7 protein-coding genes are annotated in these 26,353 nt (G+C 64.6%); 5 read left to right on the plus strand and 2 right to left on the minus strand.

What is annotated here, in order from left to right; genetic code table 11:
- Positions 1-55: 55 nt before the first annotated feature.
- Together AO240_RS06675 and AO240_RS06680 are read right to left on the minus strand one after the other, a co-directional pair.
- Entirely contained in the window at positions 56-1,471 is a 1,416-nt protein-coding gene (locus AO240_RS06675) for a diaminobutyrate--2-oxoglutarate transaminase (RefSeq protein WP_099235651.1), read from the minus strand.
- A 117-nt stretch (positions 1,472-1,588) separates the two neighbouring features.
- Entirely contained in the window at positions 1,589-3,649 is a 2,061-nt protein-coding gene (locus tag AO240_RS06680; RefSeq protein WP_099235652.1) for a TonB-dependent receptor, read from the minus strand.
- Positions 3,650-3,914: 265 nt separating this feature from the next.
- Between AO240_RS06680 and AO240_RS06685 the strand changes: the two genes are divergently transcribed.
- Genes AO240_RS06685 through AO240_RS06705 form a run of 5 tightly spaced genes read left to right on the plus strand, consistent with a single transcriptional unit; the run spans position 3,915 to position 26,352 of the window.
- On the plus strand, positions 3,915-4,895 hold the full coding sequence (locus AO240_RS06685) for a TauD/TfdA family dioxygenase (RefSeq protein ID WP_099235653.1): 981 nt from the start codon (positions 3,915-3,917) through the stop codon (positions 4,893-4,895).
- 8 nt (positions 4,896-4,903) lie between these two features.
- Positions 4,904-8,275 (plus strand): condensation domain-containing protein, encoded by a 3,372-nt coding sequence (locus AO240_RS06690; protein WP_099235654.1) that lies wholly within the window; start codon positions 4,904-4,906, stop codon positions 8,273-8,275.
- Positions 8,276-8,291: 16 nt separating this feature from the next.
- Positions 8,292-9,338: a TauD/TfdA family dioxygenase gene (locus AO240_RS06695; RefSeq protein ID WP_099235655.1), complete on the plus strand. Its 1,047-nt coding sequence runs from the start codon at positions 8,292-8,294 to the stop codon at positions 9,336-9,338.
- 34 nt (positions 9,339-9,372) lie between these two features.
- A complete protein-coding gene (locus AO240_RS06700; protein WP_099235656.1) occupies positions 9,373-12,396 on the plus strand; it encodes an amino acid adenylation domain-containing protein in 3,024 nt (1,007 codons plus the stop codon).
- Positions 12,397-12,441: 45 nt separating this feature from the next.
- The gene (locus AO240_RS06705; protein ID WP_099235657.1) at positions 12,442-26,352 is read left to right on the plus strand and encodes a non-ribosomal peptide synthetase; all 13,911 of its coding nucleotides are present in this window, start codon (positions 12,442-12,444) and stop codon (positions 26,350-26,352) included.
- The last annotated feature ends 1 nt before the right edge of the window (position 26,353 follow it).

Genomic DNA, 26,353 nt, shown 5'->3' on the forward strand with positions numbered 1-26,353 from the left:
GCGTTTTTGCAGAAAAGCCGCATGGCCGGGAAGGGGTTAGCCGGGCATCGCGCGATCAGGGCTGCGCGGTGATCGAATGGGCGGCCTTGAACAGGATCTGCGCAACAAAGTCGATCTCTTGCTCGGTAATGATCAGCGGCGGCAGAAAACGCACGGTTGCGCCGTGACGCCCGCCCAACTCGACGATCAAACCGTGCCGCAAACAGGCCTGCTGGAACGCCTTGGCGCGCGCAGCGTCGACCGGCGGGTGCCCTTGTACATCAGCAACCCCGTGCGGGTCGACGATTTCCATGCCAAGCATCAGCCCGCGCCCGCGCACATCGCCGACCCAGGCGAATTCACTGTGCAGCGCCTGCAACTGCTTGCGCAGGTGCGCGCCCACGCTCTCAGCGTGCGCCACCAACTGGTTGTCGCGAATAAAGCGCAAGGTCGCTGTGCCAGCCGCCATCGCCAGTTGGTTGCCACGGAAGGTGCCGGCATGCGCGCCGGGTTGCCATACATCCAGCGAGTCGTTGTAGACCACGACCGACAACGGCAGGCCGCCGCCGATGGCCTTGGACAAGGTGATCACGTCCGGGGTAATGCCCGACTGCTCGAAGCCGAACATACGCCCGCTGCGCGCGATACCGCACTGAATTTCGTCGACGATCAGCGGAATGCCGTGGGCGCTGGTCAAGCGGCGCAGTTCCTGCAACCAGCGGTCTGGCGCTGCGATCACACCGCCCTCGCCCTGGATCGGCTCAAGGATCATCGCGGCCGGCAAGGTGACGCCGCTTTCCGGGTCGTTAAGCAGATGTTCCAGATAACGCACGTTGAGGGTCACGCCCTCCTCGCCTGCAACGCCAAACGGGCAGCGATAATCGTGCGGGTACGGCAGACGCTGCACGCCCGGCATCAACGCGCCGAGGGCATTTTTTGGCGACAGGTTGCCGCTGATCGCCAAGGTGCCCAAGGTCATGCCGTGATAAGCGCCTTCGAACGCCAGCACCGAATGCCGCCCGGTCGCGGTACGCGTCAATTTGAGCGCGGCTTCCACCGCATCCGCGCCACTCGGGCCGCAAAACTGGATACGTGCAGTGCGCGCGAAATCGGCTGGCAGGCAGCCGAAGACTTCCTGAACGAAGGCGTCCTTTACCGGTGTCATCAGGTCCAGCGTGTGCATCGGCACACCGGCGGCCATCAGTTGGGTGATTGCTTGAATGATCACCGGGTGGTTGTGGCCCAGCGCCAGGGTGCCGGCACCGGCCAAACAGTCGACAAACACTTGGCCGCGACTGTCCTGTACGTAAATCCCATGCGCGCGTTCAAGCACCAGCGGGATGCGGCGCGGGTAGCTGCGGGCGTTCGATTCCTGCTGTTGCTGGCGCTCCAGCATCGGCGTCAGGTCCAGGCAATACGGCTGCGAAAGGCCTGTGTGCGACAGGCGTAGCTGTGACGCGCCACCGGTTGTGGCATTCGAAAAAGCGTTCATAACGTCCTCCATGGAGGCTGGGTTTGGAAGCAAGCAGCGCTGCCTGGGCGCGCATGCGCCTGGCAGCAAAACTCTTGAAACCAGACGCAGGGAACGCGCATCCCTGCGCCCATCGACTTACATGTCGTAACGCAGCACCAGGCCGAACGTACGTGGGGCGCCCACATCGATGATGTCGCCAATGCGGTTGCTGGTGACGTATTCCTTGCCGAACGCGTTTTTCAGGTAACCGGACACCGCCACATTCTTGGTGACCTTGTATTCAGTGCTGAAGTTGGTCAGCACATAGTTGTCGCTGCGGCGTACTTTGCTGACTTGGCCGTTATCATCAAACTCGAAGTCGGACGGCGCCGTGCTCTGGTAGGTGAGGTCAGTGTTAAGGGTCAGGCGCTCGTTCCAGCGGTAAGTACCGCCCACCGACATTTTGTATTTCGGCGAATAAAGGAACGGCTGGCCGCTGCGGTCAAGGCCGTCACCGGTGTTGAAGTCCTTGTACTTGGCGTCGGTAACAGCGCCGCCGACGTTCAGGGTCAACTGCTCACCGAAGTCTTTTTCGACCGACACTTCGAGGCCTTTGATGTCGCTGCGCCCGGCGTTGTAAACCAGGAAGAAATCACCCGACGGGTCAAGCACGCTGACCTGCTGGTCTTTCCAGTCGGTGTAGTACAGGTTGGCACGCGCACGCAGGGTCTTTTCGAGGAACGAACCACGGTACGACAGCTCGTAGTTGGTGGTGTATTCAGGATCGTAAGCCTGGTGACCGCCACCTGCTCGCACGTTCACGCCACCGCCACGGTAGCCCTTCTGCACCATGAACCCGACGTACTGGTCGGGAACGAATTGATAGTCGACGCCAATTTTTGGCAGGAGCGCATTAAAGCTCTTTTTGACCTTGCCTGGGCTTGAGAAGTCGTCCTGCTTGATGTCGGTATCGTTGGTTTCGTAGTCGTAGCGCAGGCCGGTGATCAGCGTCCAGTTGGGTGCAAAATCCCAGTCCACTTCACCGAACAGCGCAGCGTTCTTAATATCGACGTCGCCCTTGGCGGCACCACGCGGCACGTTGTTGAACTCCAAACGGTCGTGGAAGCTGTTGGTGGTGTTGCCGAAGTACACCCCGCCAAAACTGCGCACGGTGTCGGACTGATAACCCAAACGCAGTTCCTGGCTGAACATATCGCCGGACTGTTTCCGATAGATGACGTTGTTGGCCGTGGCAGTCTGGTCGAAGTCCTTGCGCGCGGTGTAGTCCGAATGCGTGTAGGTGGTCAGGTTGGTCAGCGTCCAGGCATCGTTGAGGCGCCAGTCGATCTTCGCGCTCAGGGTGTCCTGGTTAAGGTTGTCGTAGGCCTTGGTGTTGGAGTCGATCTTGTAATACTGCACCTTGTCGCCGATGCGGGTGATCGAGTTGTCGCCCTGGCGGTGCTCGCTGTGCGCGTAGGTCAGCAGCACATCGATGTCGTCGTTCGGCGTGATCAACAACTTGCCGCGATAGTTGCTGGTGCGGTGCGGGTTGGCATCGTCGTGGTTGGTGGTGTTGCGGATATAACCGTCGCCGTCCTGGGTGTCGATGGCGATACGCCCGGCGATCTTGTCGTCGACGATCGAGCCACCGCCCGCCACGGCTACACCACGTTCACCGTAGTTGCCAATGTTGGTCTGCGCGGAGAACGACGGATCAAAGGTAGGGTTTTTAGTCTGGATAACCACCGCACCGGCCAGCGAGTTGCGGCCCTGGGTGGTGGATTGCGGGCCAAGGAACACTTCGACCTGCTCGGTATCCCACAGCCCGATCGGGCTCAAGGTCAGCGCGCGGTTGGGTTGCTGGGCGCCGTCAACGTACACCGAGACCGCACCATTAAGGGTGGCCGGGCCCTGGTCATCGAAACCCGACACCGGCACACCGCGGATGCCCCAGTTTTCGTTACCGGCCTGGTTGTACACGCCGGGGGTGCGCGCGAATACGTCGATCAGGCTGTGATCCGCCTTGTCGCGCAGTTGCTGTTCCGTGACCACGGCTACACTCGACTGGGTTTGCTCAAGCGTGCGATTGATTTTTTCACCGGTGACGGTGATCGGAGCCATTTCCAGCGCGGCTGGCTGATCGTCGGCCCATGCGCTGTTCATCAGGCACATAGCCGACCCTACCGCCAACGCAAGTGTATTCATTTTGTAATTCACGCCCCGCCCCCTACCGCAGTTATTCATGCAGTTATTGGTATTTTTATCCGTCGGCAAACCGCTGTTTTTTCCCAGCGGGGCGGAGTCTAGTCGAAAAAAAATATTAAAGGAATAGTATTGATAATCCCTCGCATTCACACCTAGTATGGCCTCAGTATCGAGATGCACACATTTCGTTTCAATGTTTTGTGAAGGCCTCTGCCCAGCTTTCAAGGCCCGCTTTGACGTTGCTACAGAGCCAGAAAAACAACAGGATGTGCAAAGGATGACCTCAATCGAACACCCCAACGGACGTTCCGCGCCTGTTTCCATCAGCACAGATGGAGCCCCCGCTGCAGCGACGCTGCCGAGGCGGATTCAGGCCGAACCAGGGCAATCGATCCACGCCCTCGAACCGTCGATCCGAGACAGCCTCGATGCGACCTTGCGCAGCGTCGGCGGCGTGCTGTTTCGCGGCTTTAATGTGGCCACACCCATCGACTTCAAGCGCTTTGCCGCGAGTTTCGGCGCGCCGCTGGCCAGCTACGAATTCGGCTCCACGCCACGCAGCAAAGTGTTCGCCGGGGTCTACAGCTCGACTGAATACCCGGCCCATCAATGTATTCCCCTGCACAACGAACAGGCCTACACCCGGCCGTGGCCGTCGCGCATCTGGTTTCACTGCATCAAGGCCAGTGAAACCGGCGGCGAAACCCCGATCTGCGACAGCCGCCTGATCTACCAGCGCATGCCCGCCGAGATCCGCGACCTGTTCGCCAGCCGCGAGCTGCTGTACGTGCGCAACTACAGCGGTGCCCTCGACCTGCCTTGGCAGAAGGTGTTCAACACCGAAGACCGCGCCCAGGTCGAGCGCTACTGCCAGGCCAACGGCATCGAGTGGGAATGGAAACCCGACGGTGACCTGCGCACCCGCCAGCGCTGCGCCGCCGTGTTGCAGCACCCCCAAACCGGCGAGTGGGTCTGGTTCAACCAGGCCCACCTGTTTCACGTCTCGGCCATTGAACCCGGCGTACGCGCCAGCCTGTTGGCGGCGGTCGGTGAAGAAAATCTGCCGCGCCACGTGTACTTCGGCGACGGCTCGGCGATCCCCGACGCGATGCTCGCCACGGTGCGTGAGGTCTACGACCAGACCGCCGTGAGCTTCCCGTGGCAAGCCGGCGACATTCTGATGCTCGACAACCGACTGGTCGCCCACGGGCGCAACCCTTACACCGGTGACCGTAAAGTCATCGTGGCCATGGCGTAAATCCCAGCATGTTTACCTTCAATCATTGGATCGACGTGCTGGAGGCTAACGCCCTGCACTTCCCGCAGCGTGCCGCCGTGCATTTTTTGCCCGACGGCGTCGAGGTCGGCGAAACCCTCACCTTTGCCCAACTGCACCAACAATCCCAGTCGCTGGCGGCCGCCTTGCAAGCGCGTTGCCAGCCAGGCGAGCGGGTACTGTTGATGCTGCCCAGCAGCCTCGACTATGTTCGCGCGTTCTGCGCCTGCTTATATGCCGGGCTGATCGCCGTGCCGCTGTTCCCGCCGCCGTCGCGCAAACCGCGGCACCTGGACCGCGTGCGCAATGTGGTGATTGATGCGCAGCCGGCATTGATCCTCGCCCCGCTTGAGCACTGCGAAGCGCTGCGCGAGCTGGTGGAACAGCGCATCGACGTGTTGACCGTCAGCGACCTCGGCACGCCTGCCGCCGATCAATGGCAACGGCCTCCGGTGGACGGCGCCAGCGTCGCGTTCCTGCAATACACCTCGGGCTCCACCGGCACGCCGAAAGGCGTTGAAGTTCGTCAGCGCAACCTGCTCGCCAACGTCGAACTGATGCGCCAGGCCTATGGCTTCGATGAGCACGGCGCGATGGTCAACTGGCTGCCGCTGTACCACGACATGGGCCTGATCGGCGGTGTACTCGCGCCGCTCTACAGCGGCATGCCGTGCTACCTGATCGCCTCGCAAACCTTCGTCAATGCGCCGTCGACGTGGTTGCAGGCGTTGAGCCGTTATCGCGCCACCGCCAGTTTCGCGCCGAATTTCGCCTACGCGCTGTGCAACCGTGTGGTCAGCGACAACCTGATCGCCCAGCTCGATTTGAGCGCCTGGCGGCACGCCATCAACGGCGCCGAGCCGATCCACCCCGGCACCCTCGACGCCTTTGCCCAGCGTTTTGCCGCCTGCGGCCTCAACCCTCTGGCGATCAGCCCCGGTTACGGCCAGGCCGAAGCCACCTTGTGTGTCAGCGCAACGCCCGCCGACGCGCTGCCGGTGGTGGTGCGCCTGGACAAGAACGTGCTGGAAAGCGGCCGCGCGGTGCTCGCGAGCGGCGACGCGGCGGCCGTGGAATTCGTCGCCTGCGGTTACCCGCAGGCACTGCACCGTATCGCCATCGCCGACCCGCAGACGTTTGAGCGCTGCGCCGGCGACCGCATCGGCGAAGTCTGGCTGCAAGGCCCAAGCAACGCCGAGGCCTATTGGCAAAACCCCGAAGCCAGCCGCATCGCGTTCGAGGCGCAAATTGTCGGCGAGCCTGGGCATTACCTGCGCTCCGGCGACCTGGGGTTTATGCACAAAGGCCAAGTGGTGATCTGTGGGCGCCTGAAAGACTTGCTGATCCTCAACGGCCGCAACCTCTACCCTCACGACATCGAGTTTGCGATCACCGACAGCGAGCCAGGCATTCGCACCGGGCGCATCGCCGCCTTCTCGCAGATGGACCCGCTGTTGGGCCGCGAAAAACTGGTGATTGTCGCCGAACCGCAGCGCAAATTCGTCGACCCGGCGCATCACCCCGCGCTGTTTGCGTCGATGCAAGCTGCCGTGCGCGAAGCCGCCGACTGCGGCATCGACCAGATTGTGTTGGTGCAAGCCGGCACCATCCCGATGACCACCAGCGGCAAAATCGCCCGCCAAGGCGCGCGCGCACAACTCGCCGCCGGTACGCTGAGCATCATCGCCCAAAGCGGTGCTGCAACCGCAGCGCCTGTCGAGCGCATTGACGTCGAACACCTGCGTCAGCACGCCAGCACTGCGACGTGCCGCCAGTGGCTGCAACAGACTTTGGGTGAAATCAACCCGTACCTGGCAGTCGATTTCGAACTGAGCCTGATCGGCCTGGGCCTGGATTCCATCGGCGTCGCTGATTTTGCCGCGCGCTTGCACCGCGACCTCGGCTGGAACCTCGATACCCAAAGCCTGTTCGGCGAGCAAAGCCTGGCCGAATGGGCACAGGCGCTGCTGGTGTACCTCAGTACGCCGGCGCCGATTGCCGAGGCCGCAACCAGCACCACCGCCAACCACAGCCGCCAATCTTTCGCGCAACGCCGGTTGTGGTTCCTGCATCAATTGAACCCGCAAGACAGCCGCCACAACCTGGTGTTGCACCTCACGCTGCAAGGCCCACTTGATGTAGACATGTTGTCGCTACGGCTGAATGCGCTGGTCGAGCGTCACAGTGTGCTGCGCACGGTCTACCACGACAGCGCCGAAGGGCCGCAACAGCGGGTATTGCCCAGCCGCGCCGTGGTGCTGAGCCGCCACGCTCAGTTGCAGGATTGCCTGGACCATGAACACGCAAGCCCGGTCGATCTGGAGCACGGCCCCGTGCTGCGCGCCCACCTGATCAGCCACGCGCCGCAACACCACCTGCTGCTGACCCTGCACCACATCGCCTTCGATGGGCGTTCCGCGCAACTATTGCTCGCCGAATTGGCCGCCGAAACCGCGCCAACCAGCCCCCTGCAATACCTCGACTTTGCGCGCTGGGAAGCCGCGCACTGGACGCCGCAACGCATCGCCACGCAGCAAGCGTTCTGGCGCGAGCACCTGGCCGACGTGCCGCAAAGCCTCGACTTGGGCGGCAGTGGCGGCACGCACGCCGAACACAGCCTGAACTTCAACCTGCCTCAAGCCACCTGCGACAGCCTGGCAAGCCTTGCCCGCGAACACGGCATGACCCTGTTCATGCTGTTATTGGCCAGCTACCAACTGGTGCTCAAGCAATTGGGCGGCCAGGCGCAGTTCCTGCTCGGCACTGATGTCAGCGGCCGCCCGCTGGCCGCGCATAACGAGGTGATCGGCTTTTTCGTCAACCAACTCACGCTGCGCTGCGACGTGCAGGGTGAGTTAACCCTGGCCGAGTTTTTCCAGCGGGTGCGCGATCAAGCGCGACTGGCCTACGCCCATCAAGACCTGCCGTTCGACCTGGTGGTCGCCGCGTTGGCGCCTGCACGGCGCCCGGGGCATTCGCCACTGTTTCAGGTCAAGCTCAACTATCAGCCGTCGCGCGTGGCACCCGCCACCCTCGCCGGCGCCGAGCTGACGGCAATGGCGGTGGCACAGGCGCCGGGGGACTTTCACCTGTTACTCGACCTGGTGCATGCCGCCCACGGTATCGACGCCACCCTCAAATACCGTGGCGAGTACTTCGACCCGCAACGCGCCGAGCGCCTGCAGCACCTGTGGACGCGCCTGTTGGGCGAAGCCCGCGACCTGCTCGGCGAGCCGCTGACGGCACTGGCCGAGCGCCTCGACGGTTGGGATCAGGCCGTGCGCCGTGACGCCCAACAGTCGCAAGCCCTCGCCGGTCGCAGTCAGTTGCTGCACACCAAACGTCGCTCACTGAGCCTTTGATAAGGTGGATGCCTGTATGCCTATCGCGCCCCCAGCACCTCGCACACTCGGCGGTGTACGCCGCAAAGCGCTGAACGTCGCGCAACAGCCATTGGTCAGCGAACGCCTGCTCAGCCCTGACCACGCCTTGCCGCTGGTGATTGAACCGACGGTCAGCGGCGTCGACCTCGCCGCTTGGGCCGCCAGCGAACGTGAAAGCCTTGAACAAAAACTGCTGCACTACGGCGCCCTGCTGTTTCGCGGGTTCGGCGTGGCGTCGGTGGAGCAATTCGACCAAGTGATCGCTGCCCTGTCGCCCGGCGCGCTGGAATACATGTTCCGCGCCTCACCGCGCACCCGCGTCGGCGGCAATATCTACACCTCGACCGATTACCCGGCCGACCAGATGATTTTCCCGCACAACGAGCATTCGTATTCGCCGCGCTTTCCGCTGCGGCTGTTCTTCTATTGCCAACTGCCTTCCGAGACCGGCGGCGAAACCCCAATCGGTTCGACGCGTGCGGTAAAAACCCGCATCAGCCCGGAAATCGAAGCACGCTTTCGTGAAAAAGGCGTGCTCTACGTGCGCAACTACGGCGACGGTTTCGGCCTGCCCTGGCAGAGCGTGTTCCAGTCCTCGGAACGCAGCGAAGTCGAAGCCTACTGCGCCAGCGTCGGCATCGAAGTCGAATGGAAACCAAACAACCGCCTGCGCACCCGCCAACGCGGGCCTGCGACAGTGCGTCACCCGCGCACCGGCGAAGAAGTCTGGTTCAACCACGCGACCTTCTTTCACATCAGCACCCTGCCAGCGGCCATCCGCGACTCGCTGCAAGGCAACTTCAACGACCTCGACCTGCCCACCAACACTTTTTATGGCGACGGCACACCGATCGAGCCACAGGTGCTGGAGTCGCTGCGCGCCGCCTACCTGGATTCGCTGGTGCGCTTCACCTGGCAACAGGGCGACGTGCTGTTTATCGACAACATGCTGGCGGTGCATGGTCGCGAGCCCTTCACCGGCAAGCGCGCAATCATGACCGGCATGGCCGAGGCCTTGCTGTCCAGCGACGTGGCTGTTTGAGCGCCACTTACCCCATTTTGCAGTTGAGTTGAACATGAACGGACTTCAAGGTTTTCGCATCTCGCCGCAACAGGCGGCGCTGTACCCTCACCTCAACGGTGCAACCGAACACCCGTTCAGTTGCCATTTGCAATGGGCGATCAGCCAGACGCTGGACGCCCACACGTTGACCCGGCGCCTGCAAGCGCTGGCCAACGGCAGCGAGATATTGCGCACTCAACTGACCAGCGTGCCGGGCTTGCGCCACCCGGTGCAGGTGATCCATGACACCACCTCGCTGAGCGTTACGCTGAAGGATTTGCGTCACCTCAGCCCGGCTGAGCAACAGGCCGCGCTGGCCACGCGCGACTGGAGTCAACCGCTGGCGGTCACGCTGCTGCAATTGCCCGATGGGCCGCAATTGCACCTGGCCGCTGCGAGCAGCCACCTCGACCTCACCAGCCTGAAATTGCTCGCGCAGGCCCTGCTGCAAGACACCCCGCCCGACCTGACCGACAGCCTGCAATACGCGGACTACGCGGAATGGCGCTGGAGCCTCAGCGAAGACGCGCCCGAGCACCCCGGTGCGGCGTTCTGGACACCCTCGGCCGACAGCCAACAGCACGCCTTGCAGTTGTCGCTGGAAACCCCGCTGGGCGGCGGGTTTGCCCCGGCGCGGGTGGCGGTGAACCTGGCGTACCACTCGGCAATGCAGCCGGCATTGACCGCCGAGCTGATGCTGACGGCCTGGGCCGTTCTGCTGGGGCGTTTGTCGGGGCAACAACACGTGCCGATCAGCCTGATGCATGCCAGCCGAGGCCCGGAACTCGACAGCGCCGTGGGCCTGTTTGAGCAAGCGCTGCCCGTGCGCATCGACCTGCAAGCCGAGGCCACGCTGCTGGAACAGAGCCGCCACGTCAGCGCCGTGGTCGAACATGCCACGGGCTGGCAAGACTATTACACCCAGGACCTCAAGGGCGGCTACGCGTTTGCCTGGCGTGCAAGCGATGCCTGCGAACGTGACGCCAGCGCGGTGATGAGCCCGGCCAAGGCGTGCCTGCACGTGCATCAAGGCGCCGACCAGCTCAACGCGCAGATCATCTACGACCGCAATGTGCTCAGCGCAGAAGCGGCCGCCTGCCTCGCCGAACAATGGTCGCAGTTGCTGCTGGCGGCGCTGGCCGAACCTCAACACACGTGGGCGCAACTGCCGATGAACGGCCCGCTGCAGGCGCAGATTATCGCGAGCCAGGCGCAACCGCCGCAGATCGAAGCGGTCACGCTGGTCGAGCTGATCGCTCGCCAAGTGCAGCAACACCCCAACGCCGTCGCCCTCAGTGACCAACACGGCGACCTGAGCTACGCGCAGCTCGACGCCTGCTCGACGCAACTGGCGCACCAACTGGTCAACGCCGGTATCGGCGCGGGCGTGCCGGTGGGCATTTTGTTCCCGCGCAGCAATGCCGCCATCGTCGGCATGCTCGCCGTGCTGAAGGCCGGTGGCGCCTATGTGCCCGTCGACCCGAGCTACCCGCAGGACCGGCGCGCCTACATGCTCGCCGACAGCGGCATCGCGCACATCGTGGTCAGCCCCGAGCTGGCCGACAGCGTGCCGGCTGGCCTGCAATGCTTTTTACTGGACGACCTGCACAGCGGCGACGCCCTGCCGTCGTTGCCGCTGCCCGCTGCCGATGACCTGGCGTATTTGATCTACACCTCCGGTTCCACCGGCGCACCCAAGGCGGTGGAAATCAGCCACGCCGCGCTGAGCTATTCGACTCAGGTGCGCATGGCCACGTATGCCGCGCCAGTCAGCGCTTACCTGCTGCTGTCCTCGTTTGCCTTCGACAGCTCGGTGGCGGGTATTTTCTGGACCCTGGCCCAGGGCGGGCGCCTGGTATTGCCGGCGCCGGGTGAAGAACTCGACATGCCGCGCCTGGCGCAGTTGATCGCCGCGCACCGCGTCAGCCATGGCCTGTCGCTGCCGTCGTTGTACCAGGCGCTGCTCGATCAACTCGGCAGCGCCGACAGCCTGCACTGCTGGATCGTCGCCGGTGAGGCCTGCCCGCCGTCGCTGATCGCCCAGCACAGTAAAGCCTTGCCGCACGCCCTGCTGGTCAACGAATACGGGCCGACCGAAGCCACCGTGTGGGCGACCTGCGACGTGCTCAGCCCTGAGCGCGCCTTGACCATCGGCCGACCGATTGCCGGCATGGACCTGCGCGTATTGAACGAGCACGAGGCCGCCAGCGGCATCGGCGAACCCGGCGAAATTGTGCTTGCCGGGCCGACCCTGGCGCGCGGTTATCGCAACAAACCCGCTGAAACCGCCAAGGCCTTTGTGACCCTCGCCGATGGCACCCGCGCCTACCGCACCGGCGACCTGGCGTGCTGGCTGGCCGACGGGCGCCTGGCGTTCCTGGGGCGCAAGGACCATCAAGTCAAGTTGCGCGGCTACCGCATCGAGCTGGGCGAAATCGAGCGCCAACTGTGCAGCCACAGCGACGTGCGCGAAGCCGCGGTGATCGTGCAGGACCAACCTGCCGGCAAACGCCTGCTCGCCTACGTGCTGGCCGCGCATGGCTACGCGCCGGATTCGGAAGCGCTCAAGCGCTACCTGGGCGAGCGCCTGCCGTCGTACATGGTGCCCGCGCGCGTGCTGACCCTCAGCGCGTTTCCGCGCACGCCGAACGGCAAGCTCGACACGCGCCAATTGCCCGACCCGGACGCCTTTGACCAAAGCACCCACGTTGCCCCGCGCACGCCGATGGAAACCACGCTGCACGCCATCGTCGCCAAGGTCTTGAAGCTGTCGAGCATCAGCGTCACCGAGAATTTCTTTGCGATTGGCGGCGACTCGATCCTCAGCCTGCAAGTGGTGGCGCAGGCGCATGAACACGGCATCGCGCTGTCGGCCAAGCATGTGTTTGAACACCAGACCATTGCCGCCATGGCCAGCGTCGCGCAGCCACTGGACGCCCGTCATGTCGAAGCCGAGAGCGCAGAGTTCAGTGCCTCCGGAATGTCGCAAGACGAACTCAACGCGCTGATGGCCGAGCTCAACGACGCCGACCTGTAACCGCCGCGCCTGGCGCCGTAGCCCCTTTTTTGCAGGACGTTTTGAATGACCACCGAACAGACCACCCGCAATCCGATCGAAGATGTCTACCCGCTGTCACCGCTGCAACAAGGGATGCTGTTCCACTCCCTGCTGCACGAAGACTCCGGCGTGTACTTGATGCAGGATCGTTACCGCATCGGTGGGGCCATTGATGAAAGCGCGTTCCTTGAGTCCTGGCGTCAAGTGGTCGCGATGCACCCGTCGCTGCGCGCCAGTTTCCAGTGGAAAACCCAGAAGCAACCGGTGCAGGTGATCCACCGCGAGGTCAAGGTGCCGCTGGATACCCTCGACCTGCGCGGGCTGGCGCCGGCGGCACAGGAAGCGCGTATTCGTACGCTGCTGGAAGATGAGCAGAAGCTCGGCTTCAACCTCTCCAAACCGCCGCTGATTCGCTTTCGCCTAGTGCGTCTGGCGGACGAGTCGTATGAATTCATCCGCAGCTTCCACCATATCTTGATGGACGCCTGGTGCATCTCCTTGGTGACCGTGGACTTTCTCAAGGTCTACGAGGCCTTGTGCAACGGTGGCACGCCACAGATCAAAAGCCCGCGGCCATTCCGTGACTACATTCAATGGCTGCAACGCCAGGACGCGGGCAAAGCCGAGCAGTTTTGGCGCGGGCAGTTGCAAGGGCTTAACGCACCGACCGCGTTGACGGTCGACAATGGCGTGACGCGCGACCGCTACACCGACGCGGTGCTGGTCGCCGATCAGTTGATTCACCTCAGCGCAAGCGACACCCAGGCCTTGGCCAGCTTCTGCCGCAGCCGCCGGATTACCCCGAACACGTTTTTCCAGGGCGTATGGTCGCTGCTGCTGTCGCGCTACAGCGGGCAACGCGATGTGGTCTTCGGCGTCACCGTGGCCGGGCGCCCGGCCGAGCTTACCGGCGTCGGCGAAATGATCGGCCTGTTCATCAATACCTTGCCGCTGCGCGTCAGCGTCGACCCGCAAGCGCGCTTGGGTGACTGGCTCAGCGCGCTGCAAGGGCTCAACGTCGACATGCGCGACTTTGAACACACGCCGCTCACCGACATTCAGGGCTGGAGCGATTTCCCGCGTGGCGAAACCCTGTTCGACAGCATTCTGGTGTTTGAAAACGCACCGATTGACGAACAGATTCTGCACGGAGGTTTCCAGTTCACCCTTGATGGCATGGACCACAGCGTGCACACCCACTACGGCCTGACCGTGGTGATCCTGCCCGGCGAGCAACTGGGCATTCGCGTGTCGTACGACCGTGAACGTTTCGAGGCCGACACCGTGCAGCGTTTGCTCGGCCACTTGGCGAGCCTGGTACGCGGCATGCTCGCCGCGCCCGAGGCGCCGCTGGGCAGTTTCGAGCTGCTGGCCGCTGACGAGCGTCAGCAATTGCTCGGCGAATGGGCGGTGAACCCGCATGAGTTTGCGCTGGACAAAAGTTACGCAGAGCTGTTTGCCAGGCACGTCGCAGAGCGCGGCGAGCAGGTTGCCGCCGTCTGCGACGGTGAGTCGCTGACCTACGCCGAGCTGGACCGGCGCGCCACCCGCCTGGCGCATGCACTGCGCGCCGCCGGTGCTGGCGAAGACCAGTTGGTCGCGCTGGTCGCGCCGCGTGGCCTGGCGTTGTTAACCTGCATGATTGCCGTGTTCAAGGCCGGCGCGGCGATGCTGCCGCTGGAAGTCAATCACCCGCCGGAGCGCCTGCGCGAGATCCTCACCCTGTCGCGCGCGCCGCTGCTGGTGGCGACTGAAGATTGCCGCACGCTACTTGATCAATTGCTCAGCGGCCTCGACCTCGCGCCCACGGCGCTGTTTGCCGAAGCGGCCTGGAACACCCCGAACGACGCGCCGCTGGCGCCCCTTGGCAGCCCGAACAGCCTGGCTTACGTGCTGTTCACCTCGGGTTCGACCGGCACGCCGAAGGGCGTGATGGTCGAACAACGCGGCATGCTCAATAACATTTTCGGCAAAGTCCCGGCGCTGGGGCTGAACGCCGCTGACCGCATCCCGCAGACCGCGTCGGTGGCTTTCGACATTTGCGTGTGGCAGTTCCTCGCCGCGCCAGTACTCGGCGCGACCGTGCATATTCTGCCGGACGAGATTGCCCACGACCCGCAACGCCTGTTGCAGGTGCTCGCCAGCGAGCGCCTGAATGTACTGGAAATCGTCCCGAGCCTGATGCGCACGCTGCTTGCGCTGTGCCCGTGCGACTTGCAACTGCCGGACCTGCGCTGGGTGCTGCCGACCGGCGAAGCACTGCCGCCGACGGTGGCCCGCGACTGGTTTGCGCGATTCCCCGGCATCGCGCTGATGAACGCTTACGGCCCGGCCGAATGCTCGGACGACGTGGCGTTCCAACCGATTACCCAAGCGCCGCACGCCAGCATCAGCCATATGCCGATCGGCCAGCCGACGGCCAACAACCGCTTGTACGTGCTGGATGAAGCCCTGCGCCCAGTGCCGATTGGCGTGGCCGGGGAAATTTGCGTGGGCGGCGTCGGCGTCGGCCGTGGCTACCTGCACGACCCGCAGCGTACCGCCGAGGCCTTTATCCAGCACCCGCACCTCGACGGCCGCGTGTACCGCAGCGGCGACCTCGGCCGCTGGCGCGCCGATGGGGTGATCGAATACCTCGGCCGGCGCGACCAGCAAGTCAAATTGCGCGGGCACCGCATCGAACTGACTGAAATCGAACACCGCCTGGCCCAACACCCGAACGTACGCGAAGCCGCCGTGCTGCTGCGCGAGAACAGCGTCGGCGAAGCCTGGCTCGTGGCCTACTGGTCGGCGCATGACGACACGCTGGGCGACAGCGGCTTAAGCCAACACCTGCGCGCGCAACTGCCGCCGTACATGGTGCCGGCGGCCTTTGAATGCCTGCCACGTTTGCCGCTGAACAACAACGGCAAGGTCGACCGCAAAGCCCTCGCCGCGCTGCAACTGAACTGGCAGGCCGACACGCTGGAAAGCATCGCACCGCGCAACGAACGCGAAGCGGCCATCGCCGCTATCTGGGCGCAGGTGCTCGGTCGCGACAGCGTCGGCGTGGAAGACAATTTCTTCACGCTCGGCGGCCACTCGCTGCTGGCGACCCAGATCGTCGCGCGCCTGCGCAGCCAGTTCAAACTCGACCTGCCGCTGCGCGTGCTGTTCGAACAGCCGAGCGTCGCCCTGCTGGCCGTGGCCATCGCCGAGCGTGAGGCGCACGCCGCCACAGCGCACACCGCCGCGCACAGTGCGCCGCAGGCCAAGCCTCGGCCAGCGCTGCTGCCGTTGTCGTTCTCGCAACAACGGTTGTGGTTTATCGAGCAACTGACACCGGGCACCACGCTGTTCAATATCCCGTTTGCCCTGCACCTCGAAGGTCAACTCAATATTGCGGCGCTGCAGGCAAGCCTGAATGACTTGCTGGTACGCCACGAAATCCTGCGCACCGGCATCCGCAGCGTCGACGGCGTGCCGAGCCAGCACATCAGCGCGGCGCTGGACTTCGCGCTGCCGTTCGAAGATTTGTCGCACCTGAGCGCCACGGCGCGTGAGGGCGCGCAATTCAGCGCCCTGCAAGCGACCTTTGAACAACCGTTCGACCTGACCGCGCCACCGCTGCTGCGTGCGCACCTGCTCAAAGTGGCGCCAGGCCAACACGTGCTGGGCATCGCCTTGCATCACCTGGTCTCCGACGCCTGGTCGGCAACCATCGCCCTGCGCGAACTGGCGCTGGGCTATGAAGCGCGTTGCAACGGCAGCGCCGCGCAATTGCCCGCCCTGCCCCTGCAATACGCCGACTTTGCGCTGTGGCAGCGCGAGCACCTGCAAGGCGCCGAACTCACGCGTCAGCTCGATTACTGGACGCGCACCCTCGACCGCCGCGACCAGGACGCCAGCCCGTTGCTGGCGTCGCCCACCGACCACCCACGGCCGTCGGTACAAAGCTACCGCGCAGGCCTGGTACAGCGTGAACTCAGCGCCGACCTGAGCGGCCGCGTGCAAGCCTTCGCCAGCCGCTTGGGCACCACGCCGTTCTGCGTGTTGTTCGCAGGCTTTGCGGTGCTGATGCACCGTTTGAGTGGCGACGCCACGGTGCTGATCGGCACGCCCGTGACCCACCGCGAGCAACCAGGCACCGAAGGCTTGCTGGGGATTTTGCTCAACAACCTGGCGATTCGCGCTGACTTCACCGCGCAAACCGACTTCAGTGAGTTGGTCGGCCAAATCGCCAGCCGTTTGCGCGAAGGCCTGCAGCATCAGGACTTGCCGTTCGAGCAGTTGGTCGACAGCCTGCAACTGCCGCGCAGCCTCAGCCATGCGCCGCTGTATCAAGTGATGGTCGCGCAGCAATTGGCCATGGAGTCGCGCTTGCAGTTCCCCGGGCTGGCCTTCGAAGCCCTCGACACGCCGCTCAAACATTCCGAATGCGACCTCGACCTGCACGTGCTGTGCCCGGCCAATGCGCCGATCCAGTTGGAGCTGATGTTCGCCCTCGACCTGTTTACCCAAGACAGCGCGCGCCAAACCCTCGCGCGCCTGGAACATTTGCTGGAACAAACGCTGGCCGAGCCACAGCGCGCAGTCGCCGCCCTGCCCTTGCTGATGCCGGCCGAATGGCAACGCACTGTGGTCGAGTGGAACCACACCGAGATGGAGGTGCCGCAGCACCTGACCTTCGCCCAGTTGTTTGAACAGCAAGCCGAGCGCACCCCGCAGCGCGATGCGTTGTGCTTTGAAGGTCAACGCCTGAGCTACGCCGAATTGAACCGGCGCGCCAACCAGGTCGCGCACACGCTGCGGGCGCAAGGCGTGGTTGCCAATAGCCCGGTGGCGCTGTGTGTCGAGCGTTCGCTGGAGCTGTTGATCGGCCTGTTGGGCATTCTCAAGGCCGGTGGCGCCTACGTGCCGCTGGACCCGAGCTACCCGGTGGAGCGCCTGGCGTACATGCTTGAAGACGCACAACCGCTGTTGTTCCTCGGCCAGCTAGGCCTGCTCGAACAGCTCGGCAGCCAGTTGCCGCGCTTGCGCCTGGACGCCGATGCCGCGCTGTTCGCCGCGCAGCCAGGCCACAACCTCGCGCCAATCGCGGGGCCGGACGACCTGGCCTACATCATGTACACCTCGGGTTCGACCGGTAAGCCCAAGGGCACGCTGGTCACCAACGCGTCCGTGGTCAACCTCGCGTGGGCGCGTATCCACGGCCTGTACCGGCGCTACACCGACCAGCCGATGCGCACCAGCTTCAACTATTCATTCGCGTTCGACAGTTCCGTCGCCGAGCTGATCTTGCTGCTCGACGGCCACAGTCTGTACCTCACGCCCGAAGACGTGCGTTACGACCCGGCTGCACTCGCGCAGTTTTTCCAAGAGACGCGCCTGGACGCCTTCGAATGCACCCCGGCGCAGCTGAAGAGCCTGCTCGAAACCGACGGTGTGCGCCGTGGCGACACCTACCTGCCGCGCTTTGTGCTGTTTGGCGGTGACGCGGTGGACGCACAGCTCTGGCAACGCCTGCCGTCGATCCGCGGCAGCCGCTTCTTCAACACCTACGGGCCGACCGAGTGCACGGTGGACGCCACCGGTTGCGCGGTGGAAGATTTCCCGCAACGCCCGATCATCGGCCGGCCAATCGCCAACGTGCGTGCCTACGTGCTGGATGCGTTCCTTAACCCGCTGCCGGTGGGCGTGCCCGGCGAGCTGCACATAGGCGGTGCCGGGGTGACCTTGGGTTACCTCAACCGCGCCGAACAAACCGCCAAGGTATTTATCAACGACCCGTTTTCGCCGCTGCCAAAGGCGCGCATGTACAAGTCCGGCGACCTGGTGCGCTGGCTGCCGGACGGCCAGCTTGAATACCTTGGCCGCATGGACCATCAGGTCAAAATTCGTGGTTTCCGCGTGGAACTCGGCGAGATCGAAGCCTTGATCGGCGCGCAACCCGGCGTGCGTCAGGCGGTGGTACTGGCGCGCGAAGACGTGCCCGGTGACAAACGCCTGGTGGCCTACGTCACCACCGACCACGCGGCTGATGTAAATGCCTGGCGCAACAGCCTCGGCGCCGCGCTGCCCGACTATATGGTGCCTTCGGCGTTCGTGGTGCTCGACCAATTGCCGCTGACCGATAACGGCAAACTCAACCGCAAGGCCTTGCCCGCGCCAGACACCCAGGCCGAACCAGACGCGCAAGACCCGCCGCGTACCGACGCCGAACGCCAACTCGCGGCCTTGTGGGCCGATCTGCTGACTGTACCGGTGAGCGCAATCGGGCGTGACAGCCAGTTCTTTTACCTGGGCGGCCATTCGTTGCTGGCGGCGGTGCTGTTTGCACGCTTGCGTCAGCAATTTGCCTCGGTGCCACCGCTGCGTGCGGTGTTCGAACACCCAACCTTGCAAGCGCTGGCCGCGTTGCTGGCGCAGCCGCTGCAAAGCCCTGCCGCAACCTTCGTGCCAGCGCCGCGCCCCGCCAGCTTGCCGCTGTCGTTCGAACAGCAGCGCCTGTGGTTCCTCGAACAACTGAGCGGCGTCAGTGAATACAATGTGGTCAGCGCCGTGCAGTTCGACGGTGAGCTGAACCTGGCGGCGCTGCAATCGGCGCTGAACACGGTGATTCAACGCCACGAAATCCTGCGCAGCCGCATCGTGCGTGAAGCCGCAGGTGACTTGGCGTTGGTGATTGAGCCGTGGTTTGAGCTGGCGCTGGGCCTGACGCCGCTGGATGGCGTCGACGACCAACGCTGGCAGCAACTGACCGACGCCGCGATCCAGGCCGCCACCGCGCAGCGCTTCGACCTGGCGCGCGAAGTGCCGATACGCGCGACATTGCTTCAGCGCAACCGCCAGGCATTGTTGGTGCTGACCCTGCATCACTGCGCAACCGACGACGCGTCCACCCAGAACCTGCTCGACGAATTGGCCGAGTGTTACAGCGCACACTGCCAGAGCCGCACGCCCAACCTGCCAACGCTGGCGCTGCACTACGCGGATTACGCCGTGTGGCAACGCGAGCCTGCGCAGCACGCGCTGTTCGACAGCCAACTGGCGTACTGGCGCACGCAGCTTGAAGACCCAGGCTACCGGCTCGAACTGCCCACCGACCAGCCGCGCCCGCAGGTGCTCGACCCGCGCGCCGGTTCGGTGCAGTTGCAACTGCCCGCCGAGCTGACCACGCGTTTGCGCCAGTTTGCGCAACAGCGCGGTGCGACCCTGTACATGCTGTTGCTGAGTGCCGCGCAACTGCTGCTTGGGCGTTACGCCAACCAGCGCGACGTGCGCATCGGCAGCCCGGTGGCCCAGCGGCCGTTGGCCGAGTTGCAGCCGCTGATCGGTTGCTTCGTCAACACCGTGGTGATGCGTGCCGACCTGGAGCCGAGCCTGGATTTCGCCGGTTTGCTCGATCAGGTGCGCAATACCGTGCTGGACGCGCAACAGCATCAACAGGTGCCGTTCGACCAAGTGGTCGAACACCTCGCGCCGCAGCGCAGCCTCGGCCAGACGCCGTTGTTCCAGGTGCTGTTGGTGATGCAGAACGGCGCCGCGAGTGCCAGCCAGTGGCCGCAATTGCAGGTCAGCGAACGTGCGGTCACCGCCAGCGCAACCAAATTCGACCTGAACTGGGAAGTGCACGACGGCGAGGTGCTGTCGGTGTTGCTCGAATACCGCAGCGCGCTGTTCAGCCACGCCACCGCCCAACGCTGGTTGACGCAATGGCAAGCGCTGTTGGAAACCATGCTGGAAACGCCACAGATGCGCCTTGGCGACTGGTCAGCGGTGACGCCCGCCGAGCGTCAGCAGCAGCTGGAATGGAACGCTACCGCGCGCGATTACCCTGGGCCGACGCACTTGCACACGGCCCTGAGCCAACAAGCCGCACTGACCCCTAATGCAACGGCGCTGGTGTTCGAAGGCCAGCGCCTCAGCTATGCCGAGCTGGACCTGCGCGCGCAATCCGTCGCCCGCGCCCTGTGCAGCGCCGGTATTGGCCGCGAGTCGATTGTGCCGGTGTGCATGCAGCGTTCGGTGGAGATGGTCGTTGCCTTGCTCGGCGTGGTGCATGCCGGTGCGGCCTGGTTGCCGCTGGACCCGGAATTGCCTGCATCACGCGTGGCGTTTTTGATTGCCGACGCAGACGCCCAAGTGACGCTGACGCAAGCGCAGTGGCTGCCACACTTGCCCGTTGGGCACACGGCGTGGACGCTGGAGACGCTGCCAGAAGCACCTGCCGCAGACCCGCTGGCCGTCCAGGCCAGTGACCTCGCCTACGTGCTGTATACCTCCGGTTCCACCGGCCAGCCCAAAGGTGTGATGAACGAGCACGGCGCGCTGATGAACCGCCTGCACTGGATGCAGGACGCGTTCCCGATTGGCCCGAACGACCGCGTACTGCAGAAAACCCCGTACAGCTTTGACGTGTCGGTCTGGGAGTTTTTCTGGCCGCTGATCACCGGTGCGACCTTGGTGGTTGCACGCCCCGACGGCCATCGCGACCCGGCTTACCTGAGCCAGTTGATCCAGCAGGAGCAGATCACCACGCTGCACTTCGTGCCGTCGATGCTCCGCGCGTTTGTCGAAGAGCCGAGCCTGGCCGACTGCCGCAGCCTGCGCCAAGTGTTTGCCAGCGGTGAAGCGCTGCCAGTCGACTTGGTGCAGCGCTTTATGTCGCAACACCCGGCGGCGCTGGTCAACCTGTACGGGCCGACCGAAGCGGCAATTGACGTGTCGGTATGGCGCTGTTCAGTCACCGATAGCGTGGTGCCCATCGGCAAACCGATCGCCAACCTGCGCCTGTACATCCTCGATGACGCCCAGCAACCGCTGCCGATTGGCAGCATCGGCGAGCTGTACATCGGTGGCGTCGGTGTCGCGCGTGGCTACCTGAAACGTGATGACCTCAGCGCCGAACGCTTCCTGATGGTCAACGGTGAACGCCTGTACCGCACCGGCGACCGTTGCCGCTTCCTAGCCGACGGCAATATCGAGTACCTCGGCCGCCTCGACCATCAGGTCAAACTGCGCGGCCAGCGTATCGAACTCGGTGAAATCGACGCCGCGCTGCTGGCTCAGCCAGGCGTGCGAGACGCCGCCACCTTGCTGCTGGATCAGCGTCTGGTGAGTTTCTGGAGTGGCGACATTGATGAAGCCAGCCTGCGCGCGGCACTCGGCAATCAGCTGCCGACGCACATGCTGCCAAGCCTGCTGGTGCAGCTCGACCACCTGCCGCTGAACAGCAACGGCAAGCTCGACCGCAAAGCGCTCGCCGCCATCAACCTGCCGGACGCGCCGCGCGAACAGGCGCACCGGGCGCCGCACAACGCCACGCAAACGCTGCTCTGCGAACTGTTCAGCGAGGTGCTGGAATGCCCGCTGCCCGGCATCGACGACAACTTTTTTCAGCTCGGCGGGCATTCGTTGCTCGCCACGCGCTTGGTCGCCCGTGTGCGTGAACGCCTCAACGTCAGCTTGCCATTGGCGCTGGTGTTTGCCCAACCGACGGTGGCGGCGTTGGACGCGCACCTGCGCGATGCGTTGCCTGGCGAGCTGATCACTGCGCAACCGCGCCCGGCAGTATTGCCGCTGGGCCTGGCGCAACAGCGCTTCTGGATGCTCAGCCGCTTGGTGCCGGAGTCGCGCGAATACCACATGCCGTTCGCACTGAGCTTGAACGGCAACCTCAACGTGCCCGTGTTGCGCGAGGCATTTGACCTGGTCAGTGAGCGCCACCTGGTGTTGCGCAGCCGCATTGTCGACGTCGCTGGCGAAGCGCAATTGCTGATCGACGCGCAAGGCCCGGCGCTGCGCGTGACCGAGGTTGCCACCGATCACTGGAACACCGCGTGCGGCCAGGCACAGGCTGACTTGATGGCCCCGTTTGACCTGGCGAATGCCGCCCCGTGGCGCGCGCAGTTGCTGCAACGCCACGGCAGCGACCAACACCTGCTGCTGGTGTGCCTGCACCACAGCGCCACCGATGGCTGGGCCATGCAGTTGTTGATCGACGAACTGGCGCAGGCCTACCGTGCCGGCCTCGACGCGCAAGCGCCGGGCTGGGCTGCACTGGCGATCGACTATGTTGACTTCGCCGTGTGGCAACACCAAGCGGACACTCAGGCCCGACGCCAGCTCAGCCTGGACTACTGGAAACAGCACCTCGGCCAGGACGACTATGCCCTCGAACTGCCCCTCGACCAGCCACGCGCCGCCGAAGCGGATCGGCGCGCCGGTCAGCTGAGCGTCAGCCTTGGCGCCCAGCGCGCCGCCGCGATCCGCGAGTTTGCGCGGCTGCGCGGCAGCACGCCGTACGTGGTGCTGGCGACGGCCCTGAGCGCATTGCTCGCACGTTACAGCGGTCAGCGCGAGATTCGCCTGGGCACCCCGGCCGACCAGCGTGATCAGCCGCAAACCCAGGCGCTGCTGGCGTGCCTGGTCAACACGCTGGTGCTCCGCAGCGAGGTCGATCAACAGGCCCCGGCGGCGACCTTGTTGGCCAACCTGGAAGCCGACCTGCGCGCCGCCCAGGCGCATGCCGACCTGCCTTTCGCCACCTTGGTCGGCGCCGTGGCCCAGCGCCGCGACCTCAACCGCACGCCGCTGTTTCAGGTGCTGTTTTCGCTCAACCATGGCCGCATGGACAGCCGCCAGTGGCCGGGCCTGAGCCTGACGGAACAGACGCTGCCGGCCATCGACGCCAAGTTCGAACAAAGCTGGGAAGTCCACGACGACGGCAGCGACATGCGCCTCACGCTGGAATACCAGGCCGCGCTGTTCAACGCCGCGACGATGCAACGCTGGAGCGCGCAGTGGTGTGCCCTGCTCGATGCGCTGGTGGCTGCGCCGGAACGCGCGCTGGTCGAGCTTTTCCCGCAGTCGCAGGACCAGGCGCAGCTTGCGCAGTGGAACGCGACCGAGCGTGACTATAAAGGCCCAAGCAACCTGCACACGGCCTTGGCCCAGCAAGCCGCACTGACCCCGAACGCAACGGCACTGGTGTTCGAAGGCCAGCGCCTCAGCTATGCCGAGCTGGACCAGCGCGCGCAATCCGTCGCCCGCGCCCTGCGCAGCGCCGGTATTGGCCGCGAGTCGATTGTGCCGGTGTGCATGCAGCGTTCCGTGGAGATGGTCGTTGCCTTGCTCGGCGTGGTGCATGCCGGTGCGGCCTGGTTGCCGCTGGATCCGGAACTGCCGGCGGCACGCTTGGCGTTTTTGATTGCCGACGCAGACGCCCAAGTGACGCTGACGCAAACGCAGTGGCTGCCACGCTTGCCCGCAGGCCACACCGCCTGGACGCTGGAGACGCTACCAGACGCACCTGTCGCAGACCCGCTGACCGTCCAGGCCAGTGACCTCGCCTACGTGCTGTATACCTCCGGTTCCACCGGCCAGCCCAAAGGCGTGATGAACGAGCACGGCGCGCTGATGAACCGCCTGCACTGGATGCAGGACGCGTTCCCGATTGGTCCGAATGACCGAGTCTTGCAGAAAACCCCGTACAGTTTCGACGTGTCGGTCTGGGAGTTTTTCTGGCCGCTGATCACCGGTGCGACCTTGGTGGTTGCACGCCCCGACGGCCATCGTGACCCGGCCTATCTCAGCCAGTTGATCCAGCAGGAACAGATCACCACGCTGCACTTTGTGCCGTCGATGCTCCGCGCGTTTGTCGAAGAGCCGAGCCTGGCCGACTGCCGCAGCCTGCGCCAAGTGTTCGCCAGCGGTGAAGCGCTGCCGGTCGACTTGGTGCAGCGCTTTATGGCGCAACACCCGGCAGCGCTGGTCAACTTGTACGGCCCGACCGAAGCGGCAATTGACGTGTCGGTATGGCGCTGCTCGGTCACCGATAGCGTGGTGCCCATCGGCAAACCGATTGCCAACCTGCGCTTGTACATCCTCGATGACGCCCAGCAACCGCTGCCGATTGGCAGCATCGGCGAGCTGTACATCGGTGGTGTCGGCGTCGCGCGTGGCTACCTGAAACGTGATGACCTCAGCGCCGAACGCTTCCTGATGGTGAATGGCGAACGCCTGTACCGCACCGGTGACCGTTGCCGCTTCCTCGCCGACGGCAATATCGACTACCTCGGCCGCCTCGACCATCAGGTCAAGCTGCGTGGCCAGCGCATCGAGCTGGGCGAAATCGACGCCGCGTTGCTGGCTCAACCGGGCATCACCGGCGTGTGCACACTGGTCATCGATAACCGCTTGGTGGCGTTCTATAGCAGCCACTCGCCGCAGCCGCACCTGGCCGCTGCGCTCGGCGCCGAGTTGCCGGCCTACATGCTGCCTGCGGTCTGGGTTGAGGTGCCGAGCCTGCCGCTGACCAGCAACGGCAAACTCGACCGCAAAGCCTTGGCGGCGCTGCCGTTGCCACAGACGCAACACGAACCCGTGGCGCCGCGCACTGCGCTGGAAAGCCTGGTGTGCCAACTGTTCAGCGAGTTGCTTGGCGACAGCCTCACCGCTGGCCGCGCGGTCGGTGCTGCAGACAGCTTCTTCGCCTTGGGCGGTGACTCGATACTCGGCCTGAAGTTGATCTCACACTTGCGCGACCACGGTTACGCGCTGACGCCGAAAGACCTGTTCCGCGCGCAAACCCCGGCGGCACTGGCCCTGGTTATCACGCCGCTGCTGGCCGTGGCCGAGCAAGGCGACATCGTCGGCCCGATGCCGTTGATGCCGCTGCACCAGTGGTTTTTCGACCAGCAACAACCGCAGGCCGCTTACTGGAACCAGTCGGTGCTGGCCGACAGCGAGCGCCCACTGCAACTCGCCCACGTACAAGCGACACTCGACCGGCTGGTCGCGCATCACGACGCCTTGCGCCTGCGCTTCACCGACGTGGACGGCGCATGGCGAGCGCACTTCGCCGCGGTCGAACCTGCGCAGTTGACCCGCGTGACGCACGTGGAGCAACTGCAACAGGTCGCACAAAGCCTGAACCTGCAACACGGCCCGCTGTTCGCCGCCGCGCTGCTCGAAGGCACGCCGCAACGCCTGTACCTGGTGGCGCATCACTTGGTGATCGATGCGGTGTCCTGGGCGCCGCTGCTGGAAGACTTCCAGACGCTGTATGCCGCGCTGGAAAACGGTACGCCGGCGACACTGCCGGCGAAAACCACGGCCTATCGCCAGTGGGCCGAGCAGATGCACGCGCACGCGGCCAACGTCGGCGCCGAACAGCCTTACTGGGCCAGCCAGGTCGCCGCTAACCCTCGGCCACAGGCAACGGTGGCCGAGCGCGAGACCCTGGCGGCGCGTTGGGATGCGCCGCGCACCCACCAATGGTTGACCGAGTCCCATGCGGCCTATCGCACCCAGCCCGAAGAACTGTTGATCGCCGCGCTCGCCGCGACGTTGGCGGAAGTCGAGCAGCGCCACGACATCGTCGTCGACCTGGAACGCCACGGCCGTGATGCAGGTTTTGCCGGGCTGGATGTCAGCCGCACCGTGGGTTGGTTCACCACCCTGTTCCCGCTGCGGGTGAACGCGCGTGGCAGCGTCGGCGACTGGGTGCGCCAGGCCAAAGAGGCCTTGCGCGCAGTTCCAGGCCAAGGCTTGGGCCACGGCTTGCTGCGCCTGCGCGGTGAATTGCCGGCCGCCACCGGTGACGTGCTGTTCAACTATTTGGGCCACGAGCAACCGCCCGCCGGTTGGCTGCGCGCCAGCACGCTGGCGGCGCCGCCCGAGGTTGCCGGCATGAACCGGGTGAGCCATGCCCGTGAAGTAGTGGCGTGGCTGGAAGACGGCGTGCTGCACCTGCACTGGCACAGCGTCAGCCCGGCCGCCGACCGCGACCTGCCGGCGCGCCTGCTGACGCACCTGCAAGCACTGCTCGAACACTGCCTTGATCCACACGCCGGGGCACTGATGCCGTCCGACTTCCCGTTGGCCAAGGCGCTGAATCAGAAGTCGCTGGACACCTTGCTGAGCAAGCTCAAGCGCAAACCGAATGCCTGAA

The sequence above is a fragment of the Pseudomonas sp. ICMP 460 genome (assembly GCF_002723595.1).
In the GTDB taxonomy this organism is placed as follows: Bacteria; Pseudomonadota; Gammaproteobacteria; order Pseudomonadales; family Pseudomonadaceae; genus Aquipseudomonas; species Aquipseudomonas kitaguniensis.